This is a genomic window from uncultured Hymenobacter sp. (genome assembly GCF_964243305.1).
In the GTDB taxonomy this organism is placed as follows: domain Bacteria; phylum Bacteroidota; class Bacteroidia; order Cytophagales; family Hymenobacteraceae; genus Hymenobacter.
Window position 1 is genome coordinate 33,622 of record NZ_CAXTEF010000017.1, and the last position, 25,218, is coordinate 58,839.

A 25,218-nucleotide genomic window follows, 5' to 3' on the forward strand; every position below is an offset into this window, starting at 1 on the left:
ATAAGTGTTAAGCAGCAATCATTTCGGCGGAGCCGGAGCGAAGCACTTCGTAGCGGGCCAGAATGCGCTCGTGGAAGCTGGCTGGCAGCCGGGCCCAATCGTGCACATCCACCAAAATAGGCAAATTGCTTTCCGTTAGCTCCTTGCGCAGTTGGCTCAGCACAGCATAAGGCAGCTCCCGCAACCCGGCACCCCGCAAAACCAAATCCAGGTCACTGCCATCGTAGGCATCGCCATTGACGCGACTGCCGTAGGCCCACACGGCAGTACCAGCAGGCAGGTGCTGCGTGAGTAGTTCTTGCAGTAGCTTCAGGTCTTGGGGACGAAGGACAAGCATAAACTATAATCAGCGCGAGGCCGTGGCGCCCTTGATGTCCTTCTCCACGTACTTGCTGGGGCACTTGAGCAGAATCTGGTCGGCCATGAACACGTCGTTGCGCATAGCGCCGGTGATAACCACCTGCTCGGACTTGTCAAAGTCCTGCGGCTTGGGATTGAAATAGATTACGCGCTGCGCTACCCGGTTGGTATCAACCAGCGTAAAGGCGAAGTGGTTGGGGTCCTGCAAGGGGTCGTATTCCAGGCCCAGGGGGTTTTTTTGTTCGTCGCGGGGCAGGCGGCCCACCACGTGCACTTTGGTCTGGTTGCCTTCCGCCGCCCGCTGCCGGGCCTCGCCGAAGGAGACGTACACGCTGGCGTCGGCGGTGGTGCTGAGAATGATGCCAATGGCCGCGGCAATGACTACAATGGCTAACAGATGCGCTTTCTTCATAGTGAGATAAGAACAGTTCAGAGGGTCGAAAAGTCCGCTAGAAAGTGAGTTTTAAGCGAAAAACAGTGGGCTACTTGTCGTCGCGCAATTCCTGCTCCAGCCGGCCCACTTTGCGGTCGAGCCGCACCAGGTAAAACAGCAGCCCACCCAGAATAAGCAGGATAACCAGCACGACGACGTAGATTTTGCCGCTCTGGCGCAGCGCGTCGGCCATCTCGGGCGTGTCGGCGGCAGCCTGAGCGGTTTGGGCCAGCAGGGGGGGTAGGGAAAGCAAGGTCAGCAGCAGGACCGCGCCAAGACGGCGCCAGGCCTTAAGCCAGTTGTTTTTCATAGAATTTCTCTTTGACGAACTCGTAGCGGCAGGCCACTTCCGTAATCCAGACGCCGAGCAGCGTCCAGCCGATGACGGCGGGGTAGAACACGAGGCGCATGTGGCTGTCGAGGTCGTATTTGCTGAAGCCGGGGTTGCCGCCCATGCCGGGGTGCAGCGAGGCCTGCGCCAGCCGCGGCAAGATGAACAAAAGCGGGATGGCCGCCGCGAAGGCAAACAGATTATAAATGGCCGAAAGCCGCGCCCGCTGCTGCTCGTCCTGAATGGACGCGCGCAAGACTAGATAGGCGCCGTAGATGAGCATGGTGACGGCCGCACCGTTGAGCTTGACATCGGTGGTCCACCACGTGCCCCAGGTGTAGCGCGCCCAGAGGCTGCCCGTGGCCAGCCCCAGCACGCCGAGCAGCACGCCGGTTTTGGCTGACTCGTGGGCCAGCGTGTCGAGGCGCGGGCTCGGGTTGCGCAGGTAGCGCACGGAGTTCACAACCGAGGCGGCCAGAATGATGGTCATGCCAAACCACATCGGCACGTGGAAATACAGGTTGCGCTCGGTTTCGTTGAGGATGGGCAGGCGCGGCACCCGGCCCAGCAGGCCCATCACGACGGTGTAAACGAGCAGGACAACCGTTAGAATTTTCCACCAGGAAGCTTTCATATCGACTCTCATATCAGCTGCGCCAAAGGAAGGGGAATAGCAGATAAGACACTGCCCCCACGATAAGATTCAACGCCAGCAACGTCAAAATAGAGCCCCGGCTAACGCTAAAATCAAGGCCATCCAACGCGTTTTTGCTCACTTTAACCAGCATGAGCAGCAGCGGCACCAGCACCGGAAAGCCCAGCACGGCCAGCAGCGTGCCGTTGCTGGCCGCGGCCCGCGCCGCAATGCCCGCCACCAGGGTGAGGGTGCTGCCCAGGCCCAGCGCGCCCAGCCCCACGGTGAGGCCAAACAGCGGCCAATCCTGCACCGGGTTGCCGAGCAGGCCGGCGTAGAGCAGCAGCGCCGGCAGGGCCAGCGCCAGCAGCAGCAGGGAGTTATAAACGATTTTGCTCAGAATAACCGCCTGCGGGCGCACCAGCGTGTAGTAGTACAGCCGCTGCCCGGCCGACTCCTGCGCGAAACCACGACCGGCGGCGCTGATGGCAGCGAAGAGCATAATTATCCAGAACAGGGCGTTCCAGGCCGGGGCGGGCGGGTTGCCGCCGCGAAAGCTGAAGCTCAGGTAGCACACGAACACGGTGCCGACCACGTAGAGCAGCAGCCCGCCCAGCGCCGCCCGCTGCCGCCACTCCAGCCGGAAGTCTTTCTGGAGCAAATATGTGATTTCCTGGAGCAAGCGCACGGCGGACGGCCTTGGTGAGATGGCCCAAAGATACAACCCGCCGCAGCGCTCATTGCCTGAAATGGTATCTCTTCCCTACCCCCCTCAGTCAGCCAAAGGCAAACAAAAACGCCACCGGAGAAATCCGGTGGCGCAGCATTGCAACTGCCTTCAGCTTGGTTCATCGGCCCCAGCTGCGATTAAAAGTCGTAGCCAAGCGAAAAGTAGAACTTGGGGCCGGAGCGCACGAAGTTTTCCTCGCCCCAGGCCACGTCGCCCTTCAGGTAAAAGCCCAGCACGGTGGTGCGGGCGCCAAAGCCGTAGCCGACCAGCAACGGGTTGCGGAAGTTCACGACGTTGGCCGTGAAGTAGTTGCCGAAACCGCCGGAAACCTGCGTGTTGTAGGAGTTGCGCTCGCCGAATGGGTTGGTTCCGGAGTAGGCTGTGCCGGCATCGACGAAGCTGGTCAGTTGCAGATTGCGGAAGAAGCCGGAGTAGATGGGGCGCCGCGTCAGAAACTGCACAATCGGGAGGCGCAGCTCGCTGTTTAGCAGCACGTAGCGCGGCCCGGTGCGCTTGCTGTAGTCGAAGCCGCGCAGGTTGGTCACGAACTGCTGGGCAAATACTTCGGTGGGGTCGGGCGCGGGGGAACCGTTGGGCCGGGCCGAAATAACCTGCTCGTCCTCGTACTTGAAGTTCAGCCAGCTGTCCATGCCGCCGAGGCGAAACACCTGCGGCGCCGAGCCCAGAAACTGCCCGTAGCTGACACGGTTGGCCCAAACCAGCTGCCGGACCAGCTTCTGATAGTGGCGGATGTCGACGTAAATTTTGCCGTAGCTCAGGTTCTTGTTGTCCAGGCTGTTGAGTTGCAGCATCCCGATTTTCAGGCGGGTGCCAGCCAGCATGTTGACGCCCGTGGCAATGGCGTTGTCATAAACCAGCTCTCCGTTGACGCCCACGTAGCTGCGCGTCACGTCCAGCAGGTTATCCAGGCTGTTGACGCGCGTGCGGCTGATGTTGACGTAGCGCGGGCCGCCGCGCAGGGTTAGGTTGTGAAAGAGGGGGTAGGCCACGAACGGCGCCACCTCGTGGCGGCCGTAGCGCAGCTGATAGGTCTGAATCTGGTCGAAGAAATACGCCTGCTTCTGGTAGTTGATGCCCCAGTCGACGCGGCGCGTGCTGTTGGTGTAGCCGAGCTGAATGTTGCTGGTGCGGAAATCAAGCAAACCGAAGATGCTGGCTTTGATACGCTGATTCTCAAATACATCAGTCAGGTTGGCCTGCCCGACCAGCCCAATGCCCAGCAACGGGTCGACGGCCACCGACGAGACCACGTTCTCAATCATAAAGCGCGTGTCGTAGCGGTAGGGGCCCGACACCTGCGGCGCTTCCGTCAGCGCGGGGTTGCGCGGCGCGGCGGCCACTGGGGCGGCACGGCGGTTCCGGCGGTTGGTAGTCGCTACGGGCTCGTCTTCCTCAAACTCATAGTCGCTGGTATTCACGGCCTGACTGGGCCGGCGGGCTGCCGTACTGTCGGCCCTACCCCCCCCGGTAGCCGACTGGCCACTGGCGGTGGTGTCGGCTGCACTGGCGGGCGCAACTGCCGGCGCCGCTACGGCTACCGAGCGGTCTTCCAGGGTTTGCTGGCGGGCAGTTTTGCCGAGCACAAGGCCGGCCGCAGGCTGAAAGCCGGGCAGCAGAAACACCTGGTCGCGGGCCTGGCTGCGGGCCACGAACGCCAGCGCGTTGGTCGTGGCGTTGTAGTCCGCATCTTCCAGGTTGCTCACGAAGCTGGTCAGCGGGGTGCGCTGCCGGGTTTGCAGGTTGTAGCGGTAGAGGCTGCGCACGCCGCTTTCCTCGCCCAGATACACAATTTCGTCGGCGCTCAAGGCGCGGGGGCGCGTCTCATTGGAGATAGTGCTGACCAGCGTTTCCACGGGCCGGGGACGGCCGTCGAGGTGGTAGAGGAACAGGTCGTAGTTGTTTACCACGTTCGGGAACGTGGCCGGCCGCGCCACCCCCGCCGAATCAAGGTAGCGGTTGGAGCTGAACACAATGCCTTGCCCGCCGGGCAGAAACACCGGCTGCGCATCATCAAATAAGTCGTCGGTGAGCTGCTGCACCCGGCCGCCGGCCCGCAAAACGTAGAGGTCGTTCTGCCCATCGCGCACCCCACTGAACACGAGCGCCTTGCCATCGGGCGAGTAGCTCAGCCCCAGCACCTGGTCAAAATCGGCAAACACCGAGGCCGGCCGCCGCAAGCGCAGCGCCTCGCGCACCTGGCTTAGCAAGGCAGCGCCGCCGCGGGCCTCGCGCAGGTGCAGCGCCATGCGGCCGTGCGCCTCCTCGGCCACGGCAAGCTGGGTGTTGCCGCGCCAGGCCAGGGCGGGCAGGCGGGTTTCGACCTGCTGGTCGGGCGTTTTGTAGCCGCCGCGGCTGACGGTGTGGCGCCGCGAGCCGTCGCGGTTCACGACTACTACCCGGTAGCGGCCCTGCTCGTTTTCAGCGTAGGCCAGCTGCTGGCCGTTAGGGCTGAGCGCGGGCTGCGAATACACGATATTGCGGCGGTTGCTGCCGCTGAGGCGCGCCTTGTCGTCGGGCAAACCCAGCGCGGCCGTGGCGGGCCGCTGGTTCAGCTCGCGGTAATACGTGAGCCAGTCGCGCAAAAACACCTTGTAGGGCACATTCAGCGACGAGCTGATGCCTACCTCCACGTCGCGGGTGATGCGCGTCAGGTTCAGGATGTTCTGAATCGTGGTGTAGCCGTAGCGCTCGGCTACGTAGTTCCAGATGCTTTGCCCGGCCAGGCGCGGGTTGCGCAGAAAAAAGGGCGCCGTGCGGTTGCCGGTCGGGTTCTGGCGGGTCATCTCGCGCATGTAGCCGTCCATGTCCACGCTCCAGCCCTCGGCCGCGTAGGCCGAGGCGCCACCGATAAACCAGTCGGGCAGCTGCAACAGGTAGGAGCTTTGCAGCACTTCTTTCAGTGAGCCGCCATACATCATGTCATTGAGCAGCACCTGCGTAATCTGAGCGCTCAGCTCGCGCTTGAAGTCGGTTTGCTGGCCGGTGAAGGCAATCTGCACCTTGCTCATGCGCGTGAGCGAAGTTTGCCCGCCTACCAGCTGCCCGTCGGGGTCGAGGCCGATGTTGCTCTGCCGCAAATCGCCGATGGAGTTATAAAGCAGCAGCGACGTTTTAGAGTACGGGTAGTAGCCGATAAGCGCTGTGATGCGCTGCAGCTCGGTTTCGGCGTACTCGACGGCGCGGCGGGCGCTGGCGTCGCCTTGCTGGTAGTAGTATACCGTAAAATTTTGGGTGCTAAGCTGCTGCCACTTAAAATCCTGGTACTGAATGCGCACCCGCCCGAATGACTCCTGCGCCGTCTGGGCGCGGGCCGGCAGATACGTCAGCAGCGCGGCGGCCAGCAGGCCCAGCCCGGCACCCGGTTGGAGCGGAAAACGAAGCTTCATACTCAATGAAGTAGAGAGTGGCAAAAAAGAAGGGGGGGGGGTAGGGATACGCGTATTATCTTAAACCATCCGTCATCCTGAGCTTGCGAAGAATACTCTCACTGCTAAACGAGTCGTCTTTACAATAATCGTTCAGCGGTGAGAATATTCTTCGCAAGCTCAGGATGACGGATAGATGGGGATAACCAACGACCTCATTTATAAAAACTATAATAACGCTTTAAATCAACTTCCGGCCACAGCTCGCCGCTTCCCTCCAGCCAATCAGCCAGCAGGACCGCCAGGCGCGGGGCCAGCATCACACCCTTCGAGCCGTAGCCGCCGCAGAAGCTCAGCCACGGCCAAGCCGGATGGGCACCCAGCAGCGGGCGGCGGTCGCGCACGGCGGGCCGCACCCCAGCCCGCCGCCCCACCACCTCAAACGGCTGACCAGTGAGCGCCGACAGGCGGCCGGTCAGCTCGGCCTCGCCTTCGGGGGTAGGGCCAGTAGCGAAGGGCGGCCAGCGGTAGGTGGCGCCCACCCGAAACTGCCCCGCGCCCAGCGGCAGCACGTAGGCGCCCCGATTGAGCACCTGCGCCGCGCTCAGGCCGGGGCACCTGACGTCGAGCACCTCGCCCTGATTAGGGGTGAGCGGCAGCCAGCTAAAGTACGGAGTATGAGCAGCTGCCGCGCCCTCGCAGCACACGACCCGCGCCGCGCGCACCCGTCCCGGCGCATAGGCAACGCCCGTGGCGTCGCTAACGAGGTGCGCCCACTCAAAAGTTTCCGCCCGCAGCCAGCCCGCGGCCTGCCCCTGAGCCGCCAGCGCGGCCAGCAGCTCGCGCACGGCCACGTAGCCGCCGCCCCGCAGCCAGGCGCCGCCAAACGGCGCGTCCAGGCCGGGCAGCTGCGGGTCTTTTTCAGTCAATTCGGCCACGAAATCGCCCCAGGGCCGCGCCGCGCCGCGAGCCAGAATATCCTGCTGCTCCGGCGCCGAGCCGAAGACCTTGAAGATGGGCGTCGCGAAGAAAAAGCGCTGGCCCAACTCAGCCTCCAGGGTGCGGTAGGCGGCGGCGGCGGCGGGTAGCAGCTCGGCGGCGCGCCACGAGAGGGCGAAGCGCCGGCCGGCCACGGGGTTCATCAGGCCGGCGGCCACATTCGAGGCCGAGTCGGGGCGGGGCGCATCATAGACCAGCACCCGGCAGCCGCGGCGGCGCAGCTCCCAGCCCAGCAGCGCGCCGGCAATGCCGTGGCCGACGAGCAGAAAGTCGTAGTCAGCGTCGGCCGACGCATTCTGGGCGTTAGCAGCGGAAGGGGGGGGTAGGGCAGCGGGCAGCATGAGGGCTCCAAGGTAAGGCCAGCGGCCCGGAAGCAGTTCCCCGCCGAGGGTGGCGAGCAAAACCGGGTTTGAGCGGGCCGCCGTACCTTGCCGCGGCCAGCCGGCTGTTTGCTTCCCTACCCCCTTCTTCGCGCCCAAGCCGCCTTCATGAAAGTCGTCAGTTTCACGTTTAATACCTTCGCCGAAAACACCTACCTGCTGATTGACGAAGCCAGCGGTGCCACTGCCATCGTAGACCCCGGCTGCTACGCGCCGGCCGAGCAGCAGGAGCTGAAAAACTATATTGAGACGCAGCAGCTGAAAGTCGAGCTGCTGCTCAACACCCACGCCCACATCGACCACGTGCTGGGCAACTCCTTTGTGCTCAGCATTTACCCCGGCATCCCGTTTCTGCTGCACCCAGCCGACCTGCCCACGCTGCGCGCCGTGCCGACCTACGCTGGCCCCTACGGCTTCGCCGGCTACCAGCCCGCCGAGCCCACCGGTGAGCTGACGGCCGGGCAGCGCGTGCGCCTGGGTCAGGCCGAGCTGGAGGTGCGCTTCACGCCCGGCCACGCGCCGGGCCACGTCGTGTTTTGTCACCCTGATAGTCAGCAGCTCGTGGGCGGCGACGTGCTGTTTCGGGGCAGCATCGGCCGCACCGATTTGCCGGGCGGCGACCACGCCACGCTCTTGCGCAGCATCCGCGCCGAGCTGCTGACCTTGCCCGACGAAACCACCGTCTACCCTGGCCACGGCCCGGCCACCACCATCGGCGCCGAGCGGCAGAGCAACCCGTTTTTAATCAGTTAACAGGTATCAGTGAGCAGTTAACAATCGTGCGTTATCAGCTCCTAATTTTATTTGTTAACTGCTCACTAATAACTGCTCACTGCTAACTGCTTTTGAAAAAGCATCTTCCCAACGCCATCACCTGCCTGAACCTGCTCTGCGGCTGTCTGGCGCTGAACTGCATCTTCGTGGGCAGCGCGGCCGAGCCGCTGCGGGGCCTGGAGTTGGGCGCCTATCTGGTGGCGCTGGCCGCGCTGGCCGACTTCGCCGACGGGCTGGTGGCGCGGGCCTTGCGGGTGTCGTCGGCCATCGGCAAAGACCTGGATTCGCTGGCCGACATGGTTTCCTTTGGCGTGGTGCCGGGCGCCATCCTGATGCAGCTGCTGCGCCAGGCTACGGCCGGCGGCGCCTGGTCCGACTGGCTGCCCTACGCCGGCTTTGTGGTGTCGATTTTCTCGGCCCTGCGGCTGGCCAAGTTCAACAACGATACCCGGCAGAGCGACTCGTTTATTGGCCTCCCTACTCCTGCCTGCACGCTGGTAGTAGCCTCGCTACCCCTAATTTTGACCCACGACCGGTTTGAGCTGGCCCCGGTGCTGCTCAATCCGTGGCTGCTGCTGGGGCTGACGGCGCTGCTGTCGGGGCTGCTGGTGGCTGAGCTGCCACTGTTCGCCTTGAAGTTCAAGAGTCTGGCCTGGGTCGGCAATCAGCGGCGCTTTCTGTTTCTGGCCCTGACGGCGGGCCTGCTGCTACTTTTGCAGGCGGCGGCCGTGCCGCTGGTGGTTTTGCTTTATGTCTTGTTGTCGGTGCCGCGCCGGCGGGCCCGGCAGCAGGGTGGCTAGGTTGTTGCGCCTTATTTCGCTAGCGAAACCACAATATTTATCCTTCGCTTAAAGTTGATACGCCGCGTGGGTGAACCGGAGCCGAACCGGCCGTGTTTCCGGGGCCGCTCTGCGAAGTCAACTATTGCTTGCTGCCTTATTTGAGTCTATGCGCTATCTTACTCTCTGGCTGACTTTTGCGGGGTTATTATTGCTGAGAGCGAGCGCGGCGCGGGCGCAGACCACTGCCGCACCTCAGACGGCCCGCGCCACCGTGCGCTGGGGCACGTATGCCGAGGTGAGCAGCCCGGCTGGCAACCGCCGCAAAGTGCCCACGTTTGCCACCGCCCACCACGGCCCCGACGAGCAAATCGGCACCTTCGCTCTGCGCCTGGAAGGCTACGTGCCGGCCGGCGAAGTGCGCAACGCGGTTTATCAGCCTTTCAGCCCCGCCGATGCTCGCCTGCTCGACGCGGCCAAGCTGCCGGCCGGTCCTACCCCCTCCCTCAGCCACGGCACCGCCCGCAAGCAGGCCGTGAGCTATCTGAGCTTGCAGCCCGCGCGGCGCAACCCGCAGTCGGGCCAACCGGAGCAGCTCGTTTCCTTTGATTACGTCTATACGCTCACCGACGCGGACGTGGCCCCTACCCCCCCCGCGCAGCGCAAAGGCACCCGGCCCGGCTCCGCCGAAGCGCACGCCTACGCGCCGGCCTCGGTGCTGGCTTCGGGCGACTGGTTTAAGATTGGAGTGGCGGAAAGTGGAATTTATAAGCTTGACCGCGCCACGCTCAGCAAGCTGGGGCTGAACCCGCAGCAGCTCGACCCGCGCCACCTGCAGCTTTTCGGCAACGCCACTGGCCTGCTGCCCCAGCCCAACGCCGCCCCGCGCCCCGACGACCTCGTGCAGAACGATGTGCAGCTGGTGGGCGACAACGGCAACGCCACCTTCGACGACAATGAGTACCTGCTTTTCTACGCCCGCGGCCCGCACGTGTGGCAGGCGAGAAATGGCCTTTTTCAGCACGTCAACAACATCTACGCCGATACGGCCTACTATTTCCTGACCGTGGGCGCGGCCGGCCGCCGCGTGGCACCTGCCCCGGCCGTGACGCCTACCGGCGCGGCGCCGACGGATATCACCACGTTCAACGAGCGCCTCGTGCATGAGCACGACCTGATTAATGTGCTCAAATCGGGCCGGCAGTGGCTGGGCGAGAGTTTTGAAGATAATGGAAAATTTGTAAAGGAATTTGCCGGGCTGCCGGGCCTGGTGGCGGGCGCGCCGCTAACTATTACGTCCTCGGTGGCCTCTACGGCAGTGGCCGCCCCAACCTTCGGGCTCACCGTGAACGAACAGCCGTTTGGACGGCCTCAGACTGTGCCGGCCGTCGGCACATACGCGTTTCACGAAGTAGCCCAAACCAACGTCACGCTGCACCAAGGCGTGATGCCGACCGGCGCGTCCGCCGAACTGCGCGTGGGCTTGAGCTACAACAGCCCCAACGCCCCTCAATCTACTGGTTATCTGGACTATCTGGAAATCAATACGCTGCGACAGCTTGCGCTCAGCGGGCCGGTGCTGGAGTTTCGCTCTTTAGTTAATAATGGCACGGCCCGCGTGAACCGCTACATGCTGGGCGGCGCGACCGGCGCCACCGTCTGGGACGTGACCAACCCGTGCCGGCCGGCCGCCGTGGCCCTCGACGCCAGCGGCAGCTTCCTAGCCCGCACCGACACCTTGCGCGAGTTCGTGGCCTTCCGGCCCGACGCGGCACTGCCTACCCCCCGGGTTTTCGGCAAGGTCGCCAACCAAAACTTGCACGCGCTCAATACCGACGGCAAGCTCGACCTGGTGATTGTCGCCTACCCCCTCTTCCGCGCCGAAGCCGAGCGGCTGGCCGCCCACCGCCGCCGCCACAACAACTTGGGCGTGGCTGTGGTCACACCCCAAGAGGTGTACAACGAGTACAGCTCCGGCGCCCAGGACGTGACGGCCATCCGCGACTTTATGCGGCAGATATACAACCGCGCGCCGGCCGATAAAAACCTGAACCTGCTCTTGTTCGGCGATGCCTCCTATGACTACAAGTCCAAGGCCAGCAACGACTCTAATTTTGAGCCGGCTTGGTGGAAGCAGGAGCGGAAGCCGTTCGGAGAAAATAGTCCGGATGCTTTTAATCAAAACTACGTGCCGACCTACCAGTCGCGGGAGTCATTTTCGCAGTTTTATGGGCGCTTCGGCGGCGACGGCACGGCCAGCTATTCCTCGGAAGACTACTACGGCCTGCTCGATGAGAATGAGGGCGAGTGGAACGAACTGAGCCTGGCGCCGGAACTGATGGACGTGGGCGTGGGCCGGCTGCCGGTGCGCATCCCGGCGGGCGCCACGGCGGGCTCGCCAGCGGCCACCGAGCAGGCCCGCCGCATGGTGGACAAGCTCCTGGCCTACGACGCGGCGGCCGGCTATGGCAAGTGGCGCAACCGCGTCACGCTGGTTTCAGACGATTCGGACGACGGCGAAGGCGAGCTGTTTGTGGGTCAGGGCTCCGAGATTATTGCCACTGAATTGCAAGTAACCGACCCGGCCTACAACATTCACAAAGTCTATCTGGACCTCTACCCCCAGTTTTCGCTGGCGGCCGGCCAGCGCTCACCCGCCATGAACCGCGCCGTGGACGAATCCTTTGAGCAGGGTTCTCTCATCATCAACTACCTCGGCCACGGGGGCCCGATAAATCTGGCCGATGAGCAGATTCTGACGCCAGCTTCGGTGCTGGCGCTGCAAAACCATAATAAGCTGGCTTTCATGGTGACGGGCACTTGCGACTTTGCCGCCTACGACAATCCGAATTACACCTCATCAGGCGAGAAGCTGCTTACCGATAATGAGCAGCTCGGGGGCGCCATCGGCCTATTTACCACCACCCGCTTGGTTGAGGGCAATCTAAATGCTGGCCTGAATCAAGTCTTTTTTAAGCGTGTGTTTCAGCCCCTGCCTGATGGCCGTCGCCCCGGCATGGGCACGGTCATTATGAATGCCAAGAATGACTACCCTCAGGGCGGTATCAACAACCGCAATTACACCTTGCTCGGCGACCCTTCGGCGGCACTAGCCTACCCCGAAGAGCAAGTAGCGCTGCGGGCGCTAAGCCTGAATGGCCAGCCGGCCGCGGCCACCGACACGCTGCGGGCGCTGAGCCGGGTGAAGCTGGAAGGGGAAGTGCACAACAGCGTGGGCGTGGCTGCGGGCTTCAGCGGCACGGCGCAAGTAACCATCTTCGACAAGCCAGCCGTGGTAATGACGCTGATTAATACGTCGAGGCCCGATGACCAATCCCGGCCCGTGACGGTGCAGGAAAGCATTATCTACGATGGGCAGGCCACGGTGCGCGACGGCCGCTTCAGCCTGGAGTTTGTGGTGCCCAAAGATATCAACTACAGCGTTGGCCTGGGCAAAGTCAGCCTCTACGCCTTCGACCCTGCCCGCGGCACCGATGCCCACGGCGCCCGGCCGCAAGCCATCGGTGGCGCCAACCGCAACGCGGTAACTGACCTCACGCCGCCCAAAATCCGGATGGGCCTCAACGATACGACGTTCGCCTCCGGCGGCCTGACCAACCTGAACCCGACGCTGGTGGCGCGCCTGAGCGACGAGAGCGGCATCAACACGACCGGCGCGGGCATCGGCCACGAAATCACGGCCACCCTCGACCGCGACCCTACCAAGCTGGTGGTGCTCAACGACGCCTACACGGCGGAGGTGGATAACTTCCGGGCCGGCCAGGTGCGCTACGTGCTCAAGGATCTCGCGCCCGGCCCGCATACGCTTCGGCTCAAGGCCTGGGACACGCACAACAACCCGGCCGAGCGCGAGATTGAGTTTATCGCCGCCAGCACCGAAAAGCTGGCCCTCGGCCACGTGCTCAACTATCCCAACCCGTTCAGCAACGTCACCCAGTTTCATTTCGACCACAACCGCAGCGGCGAAGACCTCGACGTGCAGGTGCAGATATTTACGGTCACGGGCCGCCTCGTACGCACCTTGCGCGCCACGGTGCCCGCCAGCCGCCCCCACGAGGGCAGCCTGAGCTGGAACGGCCGCGACGACTACGATGACCAGCTCGCGCGGGGCGTGTACGTGTACCGCCTGAGCGTGCGCGTGGGGCAAGATGGCCCCACGGCCTCGAAATACGAAAAATTAGTTCTCCTCAACTAGCCCTTGCGCTGCCGCCGGGCACGGCCCATTCCCTTTCCATTTTATGTTTTCATTCCTTATGCATCCACGTCCCACTGTTCTCCTCCTGACTTTGCTGGGTGCTGCTCCACTGGTGGCTTCGGCCCAGTACGAGCTTGACCCTCACGCCATCACGACGGCGGTGCCTATTCTGACGCTAAGCCCCGATGCACGAGGCGCGGCGCTGGGCGAAGCAGGGGCCGCTACCTCCCCCGACGCCAACGCGGCCTTCTACAATGCTGGCAAGCTAGGGTTTGTGCCCTATAAATATTCGGTCTCGCTTTCCTATTCGCCGTGGCTGCGCAAGGTGACCGATGACATGAGCTTGCAGTCCATAGCCGGTTATGGTAAGATTGGGGAACGATCGGCGGTGGCCGCCTCGCTGACTTACTTCGCTCTGGGAAACATTGATTACCGCGATGGCAACAACATTAACACCGGGAACTTCGACCCCAAGGAATTTGCCTTCACCGTTTCCTACGGTCAGAAGCTGAGCGATAATTTCGGTTTGGGCGTCTCAGCCCGCTACGTCCGGTCCAACCTGATAGGCGCCTATGGCAGCAACGACGCCCAGTCCGGCAACTCGCTTGCCGTGGACCTGGGTGCTTACTACAGCCGGGGACTAACCATTGGCGCTGGGGTGTACAACCTGGCCCTGGGCGGCGCGATTACCAACATTGGCAACAAGATGACGTATGCCGACCCCGAGAACGCCAGCTTTTTGCCCACCAACCTGCGCCTGGGCACGGCCCTGACCCGCGAGATTGACCAGTACAACAAGATTACGCTCACCTTCGACGCCAACAAGCTGCTCGTGCCCTCGCCCTATTACGAGGACGGCGTAGCCGCTAATGACCCGCGCATCGAGGCCCGCAACGATGAGCGCGCCCAGAAATCCATTATCAGCGCCGCACTAGGCTCATTCAGCGACGCGCCGGGTGGGTTTAAAGAAGAATTACGGGAAATTAACCTGTCAGGCGGTGCTGAATATAGCTACAACGACCTGGTTATGGCGCGGGTGGGCTACTTCTACGAGGCCCCCGATAAGGGCGACCGCCAGTACCTGAGCTTGGGTCTGGGCGTGCGCTACCAGGTGTTTGGCATCGACGGGACCTACCTGGTGCCCAACGCCCGGCAAAATCCACTCTCGGAGACTATCCGCGTCTCGCTGCACTTTAACTTCAACAAGCTCGAAGAAGCCTTCCGTGATAACGGCAGCGGCGGCAACACGAGCCCGATTGACTAAGCTTTTTTAAAGGGAATCGGTCTAGAATTCGCATTCCCTACCCCCTTCTGTCATCCTGAGCTGGCGAAGGACCTTATTCCGGAAGAACGACCATCGTAATAACGACTCGTTCCCACGTGATAAGGTCCTTCGCCAGCTCAGGATGACAGGTTTTATTACCCATCCACCCAATCATAAAATCACCCAATCACCAATATGCTCGACCGAACCCTGGCCCCGCCGGTGCAGCCGCTGGCCCGCGTCACGCTGCCGCCCACAGCAGTGCATTCCCTGCCCTCTGGCGCGCGGCTGCACGTGCTGGCCAACGATGCCCAGCCCGTGGTGCGCCTGCAAGTCATTTTCCGGGCCGGCAAGTGGCAGGAGCCGCAGCCCGGCCTGGCCCAGCTCACCGCCCGGATGCTGCTCGAAGGCACCGCCACCCGCTCAGCCCGCCAGATTGCCGACGAAGTAGCCTTCTACGGCGCTTCGCTGGAGTGCGATGCTGGCCCCGACCGTGCCACGCTTACCCTCTACTGCCTCAGCCGCCACCTGCCCGCTCTGCTGCCGCTGGTGCTCGATGTGCTCACCGCGCCCAGCTTCCCCGAGGCTGAGCTGGAGCAGCAGAAAACCCGCACCATTCAAAGCGTGCGCGTGGAGCGTCAGAAAACCAGCTATTTAGCCTCCGAGCGGTTTGCCGAAGTGATGTTTAGCGCCCAACATCCCTACGGCCGGTCCTTTGACGCCGACGCTTACGAGGCCCTGACGGCGGCGCAGGCCCGCGCTTTCCACCAGGCCGCCTACCCCCTCTCGGCGGCCGAAGTGTTGTTGTGCGGCGACGTGGCGGCCCAGCAGCAGCAGCTGGTGAGCGAGGCGTTCGGCGGCGCGGCGGTGCCCTCGCCGGCAGCTATTGCGGTGCCAGATTTCCCTACTCCCCCTCCTGTTGTCAATGCCACGCTAACCCACGTGCCGCTGGCCGGCAGCCTGCAAGCCTCGCTGCGGCTGGGCCGCGACTGGCCCACGCCCCAGCACCCCGATACGCATCGCCTGCAATTGCTGGTGAAGGTGCTGGGCGGCTACTTTGGCTCGCGCCTGATGAAAAATATTCGTGAAGACAAGGGCCTGACTTATGGCATCTACGCTCAAAGCCTGGCCCGCGAGCACGGCTCGACGCTCGTCATCGGTACCGATGTGAACGGCGAGAGCGCTGACCTCGCCGTGCGCGAAATTCAGTTGGAACTGCGGCGCCTACAGGAAGAACTGATTTCCGAAGAAGAGCTAGTGACGGTCAAGAGCTACATGCTGGGTAAATTTGCCAACGAGTTATCCACCGTGTTCGAGCAGGCCGATAAGTACCGCACGACCGTGCTACTTGGGCTGCCCGCTGATTACTACACGCAGTTTGTGGAGCAGGTGCAGCACACCGATGCGGCCACTCTCCAGCAATTAGCCCAGCAGTACCTGGCGCCCGAAACGATGCAGGTAGTTGTTGCCGGCCCGGTAGTGAACTAACAAAGTCCTGCAAAAGGGCGGTCATGCTGAGCCCCGCGAAGCATCTCGCCCGTCACTAATTCAATCGTTGGGTCAAATTGATTAGTGACGAGCGAGATGCTTCGCGGGGCTCAGCATGACCGCCCTTTTGTATTCCCTACCCCCTACTTGGCCAAAACCGGCGCCTCCTGAATGGCGGGTGGTGTGGGAATGTATTCGGGCGTAGCGGTTTGGCGCTCGGCGGTTTTCTTGCCCTGGTCATCCTTCATGTCGCGGCGGTTGAAGGGCCGGATGATGAGGCGCAGGGCCTGGTCGGAACTGAAGTAGCTGAACGCCCAGTCGACGAATGCTACCACCTTGTTGCGGAAGCCAACCAAGGTCATCAGGTGCACGAAAAGCCAGGTAAACCAGCCTAAAATACCCTTGAAGTGCACGTTTTTGGGCAGGTCGACCACCGCCTTGTTGCGGCTAACGATGGCCATCACGCCCTTATTAACATACTTGAACTCAACCGGCGCCTCGTTGCGCAGGATGCGTTTAATATTATCGGCCAAGTGCTCGGCCTGCTGCTGGGCCACCGGCGCCAGCATAGGCAGGCCCTTGGGCATGTCGTCGGTCACCATGTTGGCCACGTCGCCGATGGCAAACACGTTGCTGAAGCCGTCCACCAGATTCCACTTGTTGACTGTGATGCGCTTGTTGCGCGTCACGACCTGCTCGGGCAGGCCCGGCAGCGCCGCGCCGTTCACGCCGGCGGCCCAAATCAGATTCTCGGTCGGAATAAACTCCGTGTCCGAATAGTAGGCTCTGTTTTCCTCGTACTTTTTAATGGAAGTATTCAGCAGCACCTTCACGCCCAGCTCCTCCAGGTATTGCCGCGACTCGCGCTGCGAAGCCGCTGACATGGGACCCAACACCGCCGGGCCGGCCTCGACCAGCAGTATCTGCATGGCTCGCAAATCCAGCTCCGGGTAGTCTTTGGGCAGCACGTGCTTGCGCATCTCGGCCAGCGAGCCGCTGATTTCGACACCCGTCGGGCCGCCACCAACCACCACGATGTTCAGCAGGGCCTGTTTTTCGGCCGCGTCTTCGGTGAGCAGGGCTTTCTCGAAATTCTGGAAGATGAAGCTGCGCAGGTTCAAGGCATTCGGGATGCTCTTGATTTGCATGGCGTTCTTCTCGATGCTCTCGATGCCGAAGAAGTTGGTGAGCGAGCCGGTGGACACGACCAGAAAATCGTAGCTCACGTCGCCTACGCTCGTTACGATGGTGTTGCGGGCGCCATCTATGCGCTGCACGTCGGCCATGCGGAAGAAGAAGTTTTTCTGGCCGGCAAAGATTTTACGCACCGGATAAGCAATGCTGTCGGCCTCAAGGGCGCCGGTCGCCACCTGGTAGAGCAGGGGCTGAAAGTTGTGGTAATTATTACGGTCAATGACGACCACCTGCACCGGCGCGTCGCGCAAAGCCTTGGCCAGGCGCAGACCGCCAAAGCCGCAGCCGATAATAACAACCCGCGGCCGGGTTGAAACGGGAAGATTCGTATCCATAGTGAAGAAGCAAGTAAAACCTGCTTCTTAACCCCAAAAACGTAGGCAGGGTTGCTCCAATGGCCTAATAATCTACTCCTTCCTTCTTCTTGAACTCGCCGCTCTTAACCTGTTTAATCAATTGAAACCAGCTGAAGGGATTCAGCAGCGGGTTGTTGGCCTGCGGCGAGGGTGCGGTGCCCATGCGGCGGTCGAAATTGTAACCCTGCTGCTGCATGGTCTGGCGGTAGTTGGCCACGGCCCCCATCGGCTGGCTGTTGAAGATGCGCCGCATGAGCTGCTCGTTGAGGTTGTCGGCCGCCGCCGAGCCGCGCTCGGTGGGCAGCTTCAGGGCCATAAAGGCGCGCTTGAACTCGCGCTCGGTGCTATAAGGAAACACGCGCACTTCGGCCAGCACCGTGGCGTCTTCCTGGAGCGTCACAATCACGGAATAGCTCTGGCGCTGAAAGTCGGCCGGCACGGTGATGGTCTGATTGCGGTAGCCGAGTGAGCGAATCACGATGCTGTCGCCGGCGAGCACGGCCAGCGAGAAGTAGCCGTAATCGTTCGTAGCCGTCCCGCGGCCGGCTTTTGGCACGAACACCGTGGCGCCGGGCACGCCCAGCAGGCTGTCGCCGCTGGCCACGATGCCCGTGAACTGCACCACTTTGCGCCGGCCCTGCGCCTGCGCGGGCGCGGCCATGAGCAGACCCAGCCCTACCAGGAGCAAGGCGAACAACTGGAAAAAGCGGCGTGAAGGCAAGCAGACTGGCATATGGAAACGTGAGTTAAACAAATATACGACCCGCCACAAGCTGACCGCCCTACCTTTGAAGCAAGAGGCCGGCCCGGTCCCTACCCCCCTTCTGCGGCCATAACCCCCAATGCGGCTTAAACATTTCTCCCTGCCTTTCGGTCAGCAGCTCTTCAAGGCGCTCGGCGACGAGAGCCGGGTACGCATCCTGCATTTGCTGTGGCGCAACCAGGAGATGGTGGTGGCTGATTTGGAGCAGGTGCTGGACTTCACGCAAACCAAAACCTCGCGCCAGCTGCTGTATCTGAAGAACGCGGGCCTCGTGGGTTTCCGGCGGCTCGACACCTGGATGTTTTACTTTCTCAAGGAAGAGATAACCGAGCTGCTGCAACAGTTGCTTGGCTACCTCGAAAAAGACCCGCAGCTCCTGCGCGACCAGCAGACGTACCAGACGTTGTGGTCGAACCGCGAGCTGGCCGCGTATAAGCTGCAAAACCGCCGCTGGACCGGCCAGCCCTGAGGTTCAGTTAACAGTTAGCAGCGAACAGCTAGTAGTTCCTTATGCCCTTAGCTCATCATTTGTTTGTGTGCGCCGCTCAAAAAGACGAAGTGGGCAAAGACCTGGCGAAAGCCCTGAAGCTGGAAATCAGGAAGCAGGGCCTCAAAACCTGGCTTAGCCGGGGCGAGAAGCAGCACAACCGCGTGCAAATCTGCAATTGCCTGGACTTGTGCAAGCACTGCAAAAAGGGCCCCGGCGCGGCCCTGGTCGTGTACCCGGAAGGCGTTTTCTACGGCGACGTGCGACCCAAGGATGCGGCCGACATCGTGGGTCAGCACCTGGCCAACGGCCGCCCCATTAGCCGGCTTTTGCTCGACCCTAAATAAGAATTAATTTTATTTCCTACCCCCCTCTATTTTTTAAAGCTTGAAATACCGTCATCTATTCTTCGACCTCGACCATACGCTGTGGGATTTTGAAACCAACGCTGACGAAACGCTGCGTGAGCTGTTTCTGACTCACAAGTTGGCTCGCTACGGCAGCTTCACGGTCGAGCAGTTTATTTCCGTTTACAGCGATATAAACACAGCGCTGTGGCGATTATATCAGGCCAATAAAATAACGCAGCAGCAATTACGCGCCGTGCGCTTTGTGCGCACGCTCACCCGCTTGGGCGTACCCGAGGAAGAGGTTCCAATTACTATTTCGGCCGAGTTCACGGATATTCTACCGCGCAAGTCGGCCGTTTTTCCGCACACGCACGAGCTGCTGGGATATTTGAAGCCGAAGTATAATTTGCATTTAATCACCAATGGCTTTAATGATATTCAAGCCATCAAATTAGCCTCGTCAGGGCTCACAGATTATTTCCAGGAGATTATAACCTCCGAGCATAGCGGCCACCTCAAGCCCGACCCGCGCATGTTTCAGCACGCGCTGGCCCGCACCGGTGCCACGGCGCCGGAAAGCCTGATGATTGGCGACAACCTGGAGTGCGACGTGCTCGGCGCCTACAACGCGGGCATCGACCAGGTGTATTTCAACCCCGCCAAACGTGGGCACCGGATGCAGATAACCTACGAAATCAGCTGTTTGAGTGAACTGCGGGCGCTGCTGTAGGCTGCCCTGCCGGCCCGCTTACCTTTGCGGCCCGATTCCCTACCCCACCCCAAAACCCCAAGCACGTTATGGCCAACGGTTTTTTTAACGTCCCTACCCCCCTCAATGAGCCCGTGAAGGGCTACGCGCCCGGCTCGCCGGAGCGCGCCGAATTGCAACTGGAACTGAAGCGTCTCAAGCAGTTTGAGCGCGACATCGCCATGCACATTGGCGGGCGCGAAGTGCGCACGGGCAAAACGCACCCCATCAACCCGCCGCACGACCACCAGCACGTGCTGGGCTACTTCCACGAGGGCGACGCCAGCCACGTGAGCCAGGCCATCGAGGCCGCCCTGGCCGCCCGCCCGGCCTGGAGCGAGCTGCCCTGGGAGCACCGCGCCGCCATTTTCCTCAAAGCCGCTGAGCTGCTGGCTGGTCCCTACCGCGCCCGCCTCAACGCGGCTACCATGCTGGGACAGAGCAAGAACGCCTTTCAGGCCGAGATTGATGCGGCCTGTGAGCTGATTGATTTCTTCCGCTTCAACGTGCACTTCATGCGCGAAATCTACCAGCAGCAGCCCGAGTCGGCACCCGGCATGTGGAACCGACTGGAGCACCGCCCGCTCGAAGGCTTCGTGTTTGCCCTCACGCCGTTCAACTTCACCTCTATTGCCGGCAACCTACCCACTGCCGTGGCGATGATGGGCAACGTAGTGGTCTGGAAATCAGCCAACACCCAAATCTATTCGGCGCAGGTGCTGATGGAGCTGTTCGAGGAAGCAGGCGTGCCGGCCGGCGTCATCAACTTGATTTATGTCGATGGCCCCGTGGCCGGGGAGGTGATTTTTCAGCACCCTGATTTTGCCGGCATTCACTTCACCGGCTCGACGGGGGTGTTCCAGAACATCTGGCGCACCATTGGCCAGAATATCAGCCGCTACAAAACTTATCCCCGCATCGTGGGCGAAACGGGGGGTAAGGATTTCATTCTGGCGCACCCGTCAGCCCACGCCCGGGCGGTAGCCACGGCTATTTCGCGCGGCGCGTTTGAGTATCAGGGCCAGAAATGCTCGGCCGCGTCGCGGGTTTACCTACCCTCTAATTTGTATGAGGAAATAAAAGGTTACCTGGTTGAAGATTTAGGCTCGTTTAAGATGGGCGACGTGGAAGATTTCGGCAATTTTATTAATGCCGTGATCAGCGAAGGCTCATTTGACAAGCTGGCCAAGTATATCGACGGTGCCAAGACCGACCCGAATTGCGAAATTATTGCCGGCGGCAATTACGATAAATCGAAAGGCTATTTCGTGGAGCCCACGATTATCGTGACCAAAGACCCGAAATACGTAACTATGTGCGAGGAGCTGTTCGGGCCCGTGCTCACGGTGCACGTGTACGATGAGGCTCACTTCGAGCAGACGCTGCAATTGGTGGACACCACGTCGCCCTACGCCCTGACGGGCGCTATCTTCGCCCAGGACCGCTACGCTATCGATTTAGCGACCAGAAAGTTGACTAACGCGGCCGGCAATTTTTACATCAACGACAAGCCGACCGGCGCCGTCGTGGGGCAGCAGCCGTTTGGCGGCGCCCGCGCCTCCGGCACCAACGATAAGGCCGGTTCCATCCTCAACCTGCTGCGCTGGGTGTCGCCCCGCACTATCAAGGAAACGTTTAACCCGCCTACCGACTACCGCTACCCGTTCATGGGGGCCGCGCCGAAGGAAGATTTAAACCTGGATAAGGGCGGATTCTGAGTTGGTTGATTCGCATGTTACTTAAAAGCAAAAGGCTGCTTCAATCAATGAAGCAGCCTTTTTTATTTCGTCCCGCTCAACTATATAAGTGGTTGGCTGCTTCCCTACCCCCCTCGTTGCGCCCCAACCCGGTGGGCGTTACCTTTGCTGTTCAGCGCTATTTGCTGGCTTACTCCCTGTTTCGAAAAAGCTATGCTACTTGCCATCAATTCCAACTACCAACCCTCTGACTATCTGCCCATCCTGGTGCAGTTCGGACTAGCGCTGGCCTTCGTGGCCTTCTCCATGATTGCCTCGCACCTGATTGGGCCGCGCCGCTCCTCGCGGGTCAAGGACGAGGCCTTTGAGTGCGGCATCGAGAGCGTGGGCAACGCCCGCACGCCCATCTCGGTGAAGTACTTTCTGACCGCTATTCTCTTTGTGCTCTTCGACGTGGAAGTTATCTTCATGTATCCGTGGGCTGTGAATTTCCGGCAGCTCGGCACGACGGGCTTTGTGGAGATGATTATCTTCCTGGCTTTGCTCTTGGCGGGCTTCGGCTACGTCATCAAGAAGGGCATTCTGCGCTGGAACGAAGCCTGATTCAGCCAAACTTTTGCCGCTAAGGTGATGTTCGACTAACGGCCCCAAACCGGGCGCCTACCCCCTTCTACTTCGACTTACTCTACATGGATACCCGCGTCCCCGAAATCAAAACCGTCGCCGCCCCGGAGGGCATTGAGGGTGCCGGTTTCTTTGCTACCTCGCTGGAAAAAGTGGTCGGCATTGCCCGCGCTAACTCGCTCTGGCCCTTGCCGTTCGCCACCTCATGCTGCGGCATCGAGTTCATGGCCACGATGGGCTCGCACTACGATATCTCCCGCTTCGGCTCCGAGCGGCCGAGCTTTTCGCCCCGGCAGGCCGACCTGCTGATGGTGATGGGCACGATTGCCAAGAAGATGGCGCCTATCGTGAAGCAGGTGTATGAGCAAATGGCCGAGCCGCGCTGGGTGCTGGCAATGGGCGCCTGCGCCTGCTCCGGCGGTATTTTCGACTCCTATTCCGTGCTGCAAGGCATCGACCGCATCATCCCCGTTGACGTGTATGTGGCTGGCTGCCCGCCCCGCCCCGAGCAGGTGCTCGACGGCCTGATGCGCGTGCAGGACCTAGCCAAAAACGAATCCTTGCGCCGCCGCAACGCCCCGGAGTACCAGGCGCTGCTGGCGTCTTACAACATCAAGTAGCCGGCAGGGGGGTAGGAAAAGGCTGTTTCCCTACCCCCCTGCTTCACCCCAACCACATGGCTGACCTTAACGAATCCGAAGCCGCTCAGGAAACTGCCGTTGCTGAAGACCCCACGCAAGCACAGAACGCCCGGGTGCTGGCATTGCTGCACCGGCTCTTTGGCGAGGACGCTTTTACCGACGTGCACGAGCCCTACGGCCTGCTCACGGCGACTACGACGCGGGAACGGATTCATGATATTATTGCCGGCTTGCAGCAGGACCAGGAAATTGGCTTTCAGTTTCTGACCACGATGTGCGGCATTCACTACCCCGAGAGCGAAGGGCAGGAATTGGGCTTGATTTATCATCTGCACAGCCTGACACAAAACGTGCGGTTGCGGCTGAAAATCTTCTTTCCCATCGCCGACCCCGTGGTGCCCACGCTCACAGATATCTACGCGACGGCCAACTGGATGGAGCGTGAGACTTACGACTTCTACGGCATCATCTTCACTGGTCATCCTAATCTGATTCGCATCCTCAATGTCGAGGATATGGACTACTTCCCGATGCGCCGGCAATATCCATTGGAAGATGGCACGCGGGAAGACAAAACCGACCTGTTTTTTGGTCGGTAAATTTTATTATCATTCTCACGAAGAAAGCATCTTATCACTGCTGCTTTTGTCGGAATTATTAAAGCTTGCGGCGCGACTGGGATAAGGTCCTTCGCTCCGCTCAGGATGACAGAAGACTTATTCGATATGGCCGTAAACGACACGCTGGAAGGCACCCACAAGATTATTCAGGAAGCCCGCGAGCAGCAGCACAACCAGCTGGTGCCCACGCTCAACGACTTCTCACAAGAGCTAACGACTCTCAATCTGGGGCCGACGCACCCGGCTACGCACGGCATTTTCCAGAACATCCTGCAAATGGATGGCGAGCGGATTGTGTCGGGCGTGCCCACCATTGGCTATATCCATCGCGCATTTGAGAAGATTGCCGAGCGCCGGCCCTTCTACCAGATTACGCCGCTCACCGACCGGATGAACTACTGTTCCAGCCCCATCAACAACATGGGCTGGCACCTGACCGTAGAAAAGCTGCTCGGCGTGACCGTGCCCAAACGGGCCCAGTACATGCGCGTGATTATGATGGAGCTGGCCCGCATTTCGGACCACCTGATTTGCAACTCCATCCTGGGCGTAGACACCGGCGCGTTCACCGGCTTCCTGTACGTGTTTCAGGAGCGCGAGAAAATCTACGAGATTTATGAGGAGGTGTGCGGAATGCGCCTGACCACCAATATGGGCCGGGTAGGCGGCATGGAGCGTGACTTCACGCCCGTGGCCTTGGAAAAGCTGCGCACCTGGCTCCGGGAGTTTCCGAAGGTGATGCGCGAGTTCGAGTCGATGTTTAACCGCAACCGCATCTTCATGGACCGCGTGCAGAACGTAGGCCCGATTACGGCGGAAAAGGCGCTCAACTACGGCTTCACCGGCCCCAACCTGCGGGCGGCGGGCGTGGACTATGATGTGCGGGCCATGAACCCCTACTCGTCCTACCAAGATTTTGAGTTTGACATCCCGGTGGGCACCAAGGGTGACACCTACGACCGGTTTATGGTGCGCAACGAGGAAATCTGGCAGAGCCTGCGCATCATTAATCAGGCGCTGGACAACCTGCCCGAGGGCCCGTTCCACGCCGATGCGCCGCACTATTACCTGCCGCCCAAGCAGGCCGTGTACAAGAACATGGAGGCGCTGATTTATCACTTCAAAATCATCATGGGCGAGATTGAAGCGCCCGTGGGTGAGGTGTATCAGAGCGTGGAAGGTGGCAACGGCGAACTGGGCTTCTACCTGATTTCGGATGGCGGACGCACGCCCTACCGCCTGCACTTCCGCCGGCCGTGCTTCATCTATTATCAGGCTTATCCGGAGATGGTGGTGGGCACAAGCCTGTCTGATGCCATTGTCATTCTCTCGTCCATGAACGTCATCGCCGGCGAACTGGACGCTTAGTTTTTGCCGCCTACCCCCCTTCCTGCATGGAACCGACTACCGCCGCCAAACCGCAGTTCTCGCCGGCCGCCCAGGCCGAAATCAAGCGCCTGCTCACGCATTACCCCGAAGACCGCAGCAAGTCGGCGCTGCTGCCGCTGCTGCACATCGCGCAGGCGGAGTTTGGCGGTTGGGTGAGCCCAGAGGTGCAGGATTTGGTGGCCGAGACGCTGAGCATCAAGCCCATTGAGGTGTATGAGGTAGCCACGTTCTACACGATGTACAACCTCAAGCCCGTGGGCCGACACGTGCTGGAAATCTGCCGCACCGGCCCTTGCATGTTGCGCGGCTCCGATGAGCTAACGACGCACCTAGAGCGCATTACCGGCGCCAAAGTCGGTGAGACTTCGCCGGATGGCGAGTTTACCTTGAAAGAAGTAGAGTGCCTAGCCGCCTGCGGCTTTGCGCCCATCGTGCAGGTGCGGGAGAAATATTACGAGCAGCTTGACACCGAAGAATCGGTGGACGCCATGCTGAATGAGCTGCGTAGCTTGATTCACCGGCCGATTCTGCCTTGGGAAGAAAACAGCCTGCCTAATTCGTTGCGAAACAATTAA

At 61.1% G+C, this 25,218-nt stretch carries 23 protein-coding genes; 14 read left to right on the plus strand and 9 right to left on the minus strand.

Annotated elements, in window-relative coordinates; translation table 11 throughout:
• Positions 1–7: 7 nt before the first annotated feature.
• The 7 genes from ACFE70_RS11445 to ACFE70_RS11475 form a co-directional block, all read right to left on the minus strand.
• Positions 8–337 (minus strand): nucleotidyltransferase family protein, encoded by a 330-nt coding sequence (locus ACFE70_RS11445; RefSeq protein WP_375417878.1) that lies wholly within the window; start codon positions 335–337, stop codon positions 8–10.
• Between the two features lie 9 nt (positions 338–346).
• Positions 347–772 (minus strand): cytochrome c maturation protein CcmE, encoded by a 426-nt coding sequence (locus tag ACFE70_RS11450; protein ID WP_375417879.1) that lies wholly within the window; start codon positions 770–772, stop codon positions 347–349.
• A gap of 70 nt (positions 773–842) precedes the next feature.
• Positions 843–1,103: a CcmD family protein gene (locus ACFE70_RS11455; protein ID WP_375417880.1), complete on the minus strand. Its 261-nt coding sequence runs from the start codon at positions 1,101–1,103 to the stop codon at positions 843–845.
• Entirely contained in the window at positions 1,084–1,758 is a 675-nt protein-coding gene (locus ACFE70_RS11460) for a cytochrome c biogenesis protein (RefSeq protein WP_375417927.1), read from the minus strand. Before ACFE70_RS11460 ends, ACFE70_RS11455 begins: the two co-directional genes overlap by 20 nt.
• Positions 1,759–1,771: 13 nt before the next feature.
• Positions 1,772–2,440, minus strand: coding sequence for a heme exporter protein CcmB (locus ACFE70_RS11465; protein WP_375417928.1), 669 nt, complete (start codon positions 2,438–2,440; stop codon positions 1,772–1,774).
• A 185-nt stretch (positions 2,441–2,625) separates the two neighbouring features.
• Entirely contained in the window at positions 2,626–5,895 is a 3,270-nt protein-coding gene (locus ACFE70_RS11470) for a hypothetical protein (RefSeq protein ID WP_375417881.1), read from the minus strand.
• Positions 5,896–6,089: 194 nt separating this feature from the next.
• A complete protein-coding gene (locus tag ACFE70_RS11475; protein ID WP_375417882.1) occupies positions 6,090–7,214 on the minus strand; it encodes an NAD(P)/FAD-dependent oxidoreductase in 1,125 nt (374 codons plus the stop codon).
• Between the two features lie 147 nt (positions 7,215–7,361).
• Here ACFE70_RS11475 and ACFE70_RS11480 point away from each other — a divergent pair, with 147 nt between their 5' ends.
• The 5 genes from ACFE70_RS11480 (at position 7,362) to ACFE70_RS11500 (ending at position 15,774) form a co-directional block, all read left to right on the plus strand.
• Entirely contained in the window at positions 7,362–8,006 is a 645-nt protein-coding gene (locus ACFE70_RS11480; protein ID WP_375417883.1) for an MBL fold metallo-hydrolase, read from the plus strand.
• Positions 8,007–8,098: 92 nt separating this feature from the next.
• Complete coding sequence (locus tag ACFE70_RS11485; protein WP_375417884.1) at positions 8,099–8,827, plus strand: CDP-alcohol phosphatidyltransferase family protein; 729 nt, start codon at positions 8,099–8,101, stop codon at positions 8,825–8,827.
• Between the two features lie 148 nt (positions 8,828–8,975).
• Complete coding sequence (porU, locus tag ACFE70_RS11490; protein WP_375417885.1) at positions 8,976–13,022, plus strand: type IX secretion system sortase PorU; 4,047 nt, start codon at positions 8,976–8,978, stop codon at positions 13,020–13,022.
• A 58-nt stretch (positions 13,023–13,080) separates the two neighbouring features.
• Positions 13,081–14,286 (plus strand): type IX secretion system outer membrane channel protein PorV, encoded by a 1,206-nt coding sequence (porV, locus tag ACFE70_RS11495; protein WP_375417886.1) that lies wholly within the window; start codon positions 13,081–13,083, stop codon positions 14,284–14,286.
• 195 nt (positions 14,287–14,481) lie between these two features.
• The gene (locus tag ACFE70_RS11500; protein ID WP_375417887.1) at positions 14,482–15,774 is read left to right on the plus strand and encodes a M16 family metallopeptidase; all 1,293 of its coding nucleotides are present in this window, start codon (positions 14,482–14,484) and stop codon (positions 15,772–15,774) included.
• A gap of 143 nt (positions 15,775–15,917) precedes the next feature.
• Here the strand turns inward: ACFE70_RS11500 and ACFE70_RS11505 are convergent, their stop codons facing one another.
• Both ACFE70_RS11505 and ACFE70_RS11510 read right to left on the minus strand, forming a co-directional pair.
• Positions 15,918–17,303, minus strand: a complete 1,386-nt coding sequence (locus ACFE70_RS11505) for an NAD(P)/FAD-dependent oxidoreductase (RefSeq protein ID WP_375417888.1) — start codon at positions 17,301–17,303, stop codon at positions 15,918–15,920.
• A 64-nt stretch (positions 17,304–17,367) separates the two neighbouring features.
• Positions 17,368–18,021, minus strand: coding sequence for a carboxypeptidase-like regulatory domain-containing protein (locus ACFE70_RS11510; RefSeq protein ID WP_375417889.1), 654 nt, complete (start codon positions 18,019–18,021; stop codon positions 17,368–17,370).
• Positions 18,022–18,166: 145 nt separating this feature from the next.
• Between ACFE70_RS11510 and ACFE70_RS11515 the strand changes: the two genes are divergently transcribed.
• From ACFE70_RS11515 to nuoE, 9 genes are all read left to right on the plus strand, one after another.
• A complete protein-coding gene (locus tag ACFE70_RS11515) occupies positions 18,167–18,556 on the plus strand; it encodes an ArsR/SmtB family transcription factor (RefSeq protein WP_375417890.1) in 390 nt (129 codons plus the stop codon).
• Between the two features lie 41 nt (positions 18,557–18,597).
• The gene (locus tag ACFE70_RS11520) at positions 18,598–18,921 is read left to right on the plus strand and encodes a ferredoxin (RefSeq protein WP_375417891.1); all 324 of its coding nucleotides are present in this window, start codon (positions 18,598–18,600) and stop codon (positions 18,919–18,921) included.
• Between the two features lie 40 nt (positions 18,922–18,961).
• Positions 18,962–19,654, plus strand: a complete 693-nt coding sequence (locus ACFE70_RS11525) for a YjjG family noncanonical pyrimidine nucleotidase (protein WP_375417892.1) — start codon at positions 18,962–18,964, stop codon at positions 19,652–19,654.
• Positions 19,655–19,722: 68 nt separating this feature from the next.
• A complete protein-coding gene (gene pruA / locus ACFE70_RS11530; protein WP_375417893.1) occupies positions 19,723–21,390 on the plus strand; it encodes an L-glutamate gamma-semialdehyde dehydrogenase in 1,668 nt (555 codons plus the stop codon).
• Positions 21,391–21,582: 192 nt separating this feature from the next.
• Positions 21,583–21,972 carry an NADH-quinone oxidoreductase subunit A gene (locus ACFE70_RS11535; RefSeq protein WP_375417894.1) on the plus strand — a complete coding sequence of 130 codons (390 nt, stop codon included), beginning with the start codon at positions 21,583–21,585 and terminating at the stop codon, positions 21,970–21,972.
• Between the two features lie 86 nt (positions 21,973–22,058).
• Positions 22,059–22,613 carry an NADH-quinone oxidoreductase subunit B gene (locus ACFE70_RS11540; RefSeq protein ID WP_375417895.1) on the plus strand — a complete coding sequence of 185 codons (555 nt, stop codon included), beginning with the start codon at positions 22,059–22,061 and terminating at the stop codon, positions 22,611–22,613.
• A gap of 56 nt (positions 22,614–22,669) precedes the next feature.
• The gene (locus ACFE70_RS11545; RefSeq protein WP_375417896.1) at positions 22,670–23,233 is read left to right on the plus strand and encodes an NADH-quinone oxidoreductase subunit C; all 564 of its coding nucleotides are present in this window, start codon (positions 22,670–22,672) and stop codon (positions 23,231–23,233) included.
• 105 nt (positions 23,234–23,338) lie between these two features.
• A complete protein-coding gene (gene nuoD, locus ACFE70_RS11550) occupies positions 23,339–24,622 on the plus strand; it encodes an NADH dehydrogenase (quinone) subunit D (RefSeq protein ID WP_375417897.1) in 1,284 nt (427 codons plus the stop codon).
• A 26-nt stretch (positions 24,623–24,648) separates the two neighbouring features.
• Positions 24,649–25,218: an NADH-quinone oxidoreductase subunit NuoE gene (gene nuoE / locus ACFE70_RS11555; protein WP_375417898.1), complete on the plus strand. Its 570-nt coding sequence runs from the start codon at positions 24,649–24,651 to the stop codon at positions 25,216–25,218.

Bases quoted from the DNA above. Each gene is read 5' to 3' on its own strand.
- nuoD (WP_375417897.1), top strand. From the start codon at position 23,339: ATGACAGAAGACTTATTCGATATGGCCGTAAACGACACGCTGGAAGGC.
- ACFE70_RS11545 (WP_375417896.1), top strand. From the start codon at position 22,670: ATGGCTGACCTTAACGAATCCGAAGCCGCTCAGGAAACTGCCGTTGCT.
- pruA (WP_375417893.1), top strand. From the start codon at position 19,723: ATGGCCAACGGTTTTTTTAACGTCCCTACCCCCCTCAATGAGCCCGTG.
- ACFE70_RS11445 (WP_375417878.1), bottom strand. From the start codon at position 337: ATGCTTGTCCTTCGTCCCCAAGACCTGAAGCTACTGCAAGAACTACTC.
- nuoE (WP_375417898.1), top strand. From the start codon at position 24,649: ATGGAACCGACTACCGCCGCCAAACCGCAGTTCTCGCCGGCCGCCCAG.
- ACFE70_RS11535 (WP_375417894.1), top strand. From the start codon at position 21,583: ATGCTACTTGCCATCAATTCCAACTACCAACCCTCTGACTATCTGCCC.
- porU (WP_375417885.1), top strand. From the start codon at position 8,976: ATGCGCTATCTTACTCTCTGGCTGACTTTTGCGGGGTTATTATTGCTG.
- ACFE70_RS11505 (WP_375417888.1), bottom strand. From the start codon at position 17,303: ATGGATACGAATCTTCCCGTTTCAACCCGGCCGCGGGTTGTTATTATC.
- ACFE70_RS11475 (WP_375417882.1), bottom strand. From the start codon at position 7,214: ATGCTGCCCGCTGCCCTACCCCCCCCTTCCGCTGCTAACGCCCAGAAT.
- ACFE70_RS11515 (WP_375417890.1), top strand. From the start codon at position 18,167: ATGCGGCTTAAACATTTCTCCCTGCCTTTCGGTCAGCAGCTCTTCAAG.
- porV (WP_375417886.1), top strand. From the start codon at position 13,081: ATGCATCCACGTCCCACTGTTCTCCTCCTGACTTTGCTGGGTGCTGCT.
- ACFE70_RS11480 (WP_375417883.1), top strand. From the start codon at position 7,362: ATGAAAGTCGTCAGTTTCACGTTTAATACCTTCGCCGAAAACACCTAC.
- ACFE70_RS11500 (WP_375417887.1), top strand. From the start codon at position 14,482: ATGCTCGACCGAACCCTGGCCCCGCCGGTGCAGCCGCTGGCCCGCGTC.
- ACFE70_RS11470 (WP_375417881.1), bottom strand. From the start codon at position 5,895: ATGAAGCTTCGTTTTCCGCTCCAACCGGGTGCCGGGCTGGGCCTGCTG.
- ACFE70_RS11455 (WP_375417880.1), bottom strand. From the start codon at position 1,103: ATGAAAAACAACTGGCTTAAGGCCTGGCGCCGTCTTGGCGCGGTCCTG.
- ACFE70_RS11460 (WP_375417927.1), bottom strand. From the start codon at position 1,758: ATGAAAGCTTCCTGGTGGAAAATTCTAACGGTTGTCCTGCTCGTTTAC.
- ACFE70_RS11540 (WP_375417895.1), top strand. From the start codon at position 22,059: ATGGATACCCGCGTCCCCGAAATCAAAACCGTCGCCGCCCCGGAGGGC.
- ACFE70_RS11520 (WP_375417891.1), top strand. From the start codon at position 18,598: ATGCCCTTAGCTCATCATTTGTTTGTGTGCGCCGCTCAAAAAGACGAA.
- ACFE70_RS11450 (WP_375417879.1), bottom strand. From the start codon at position 772: ATGAAGAAAGCGCATCTGTTAGCCATTGTAGTCATTGCCGCGGCCATT.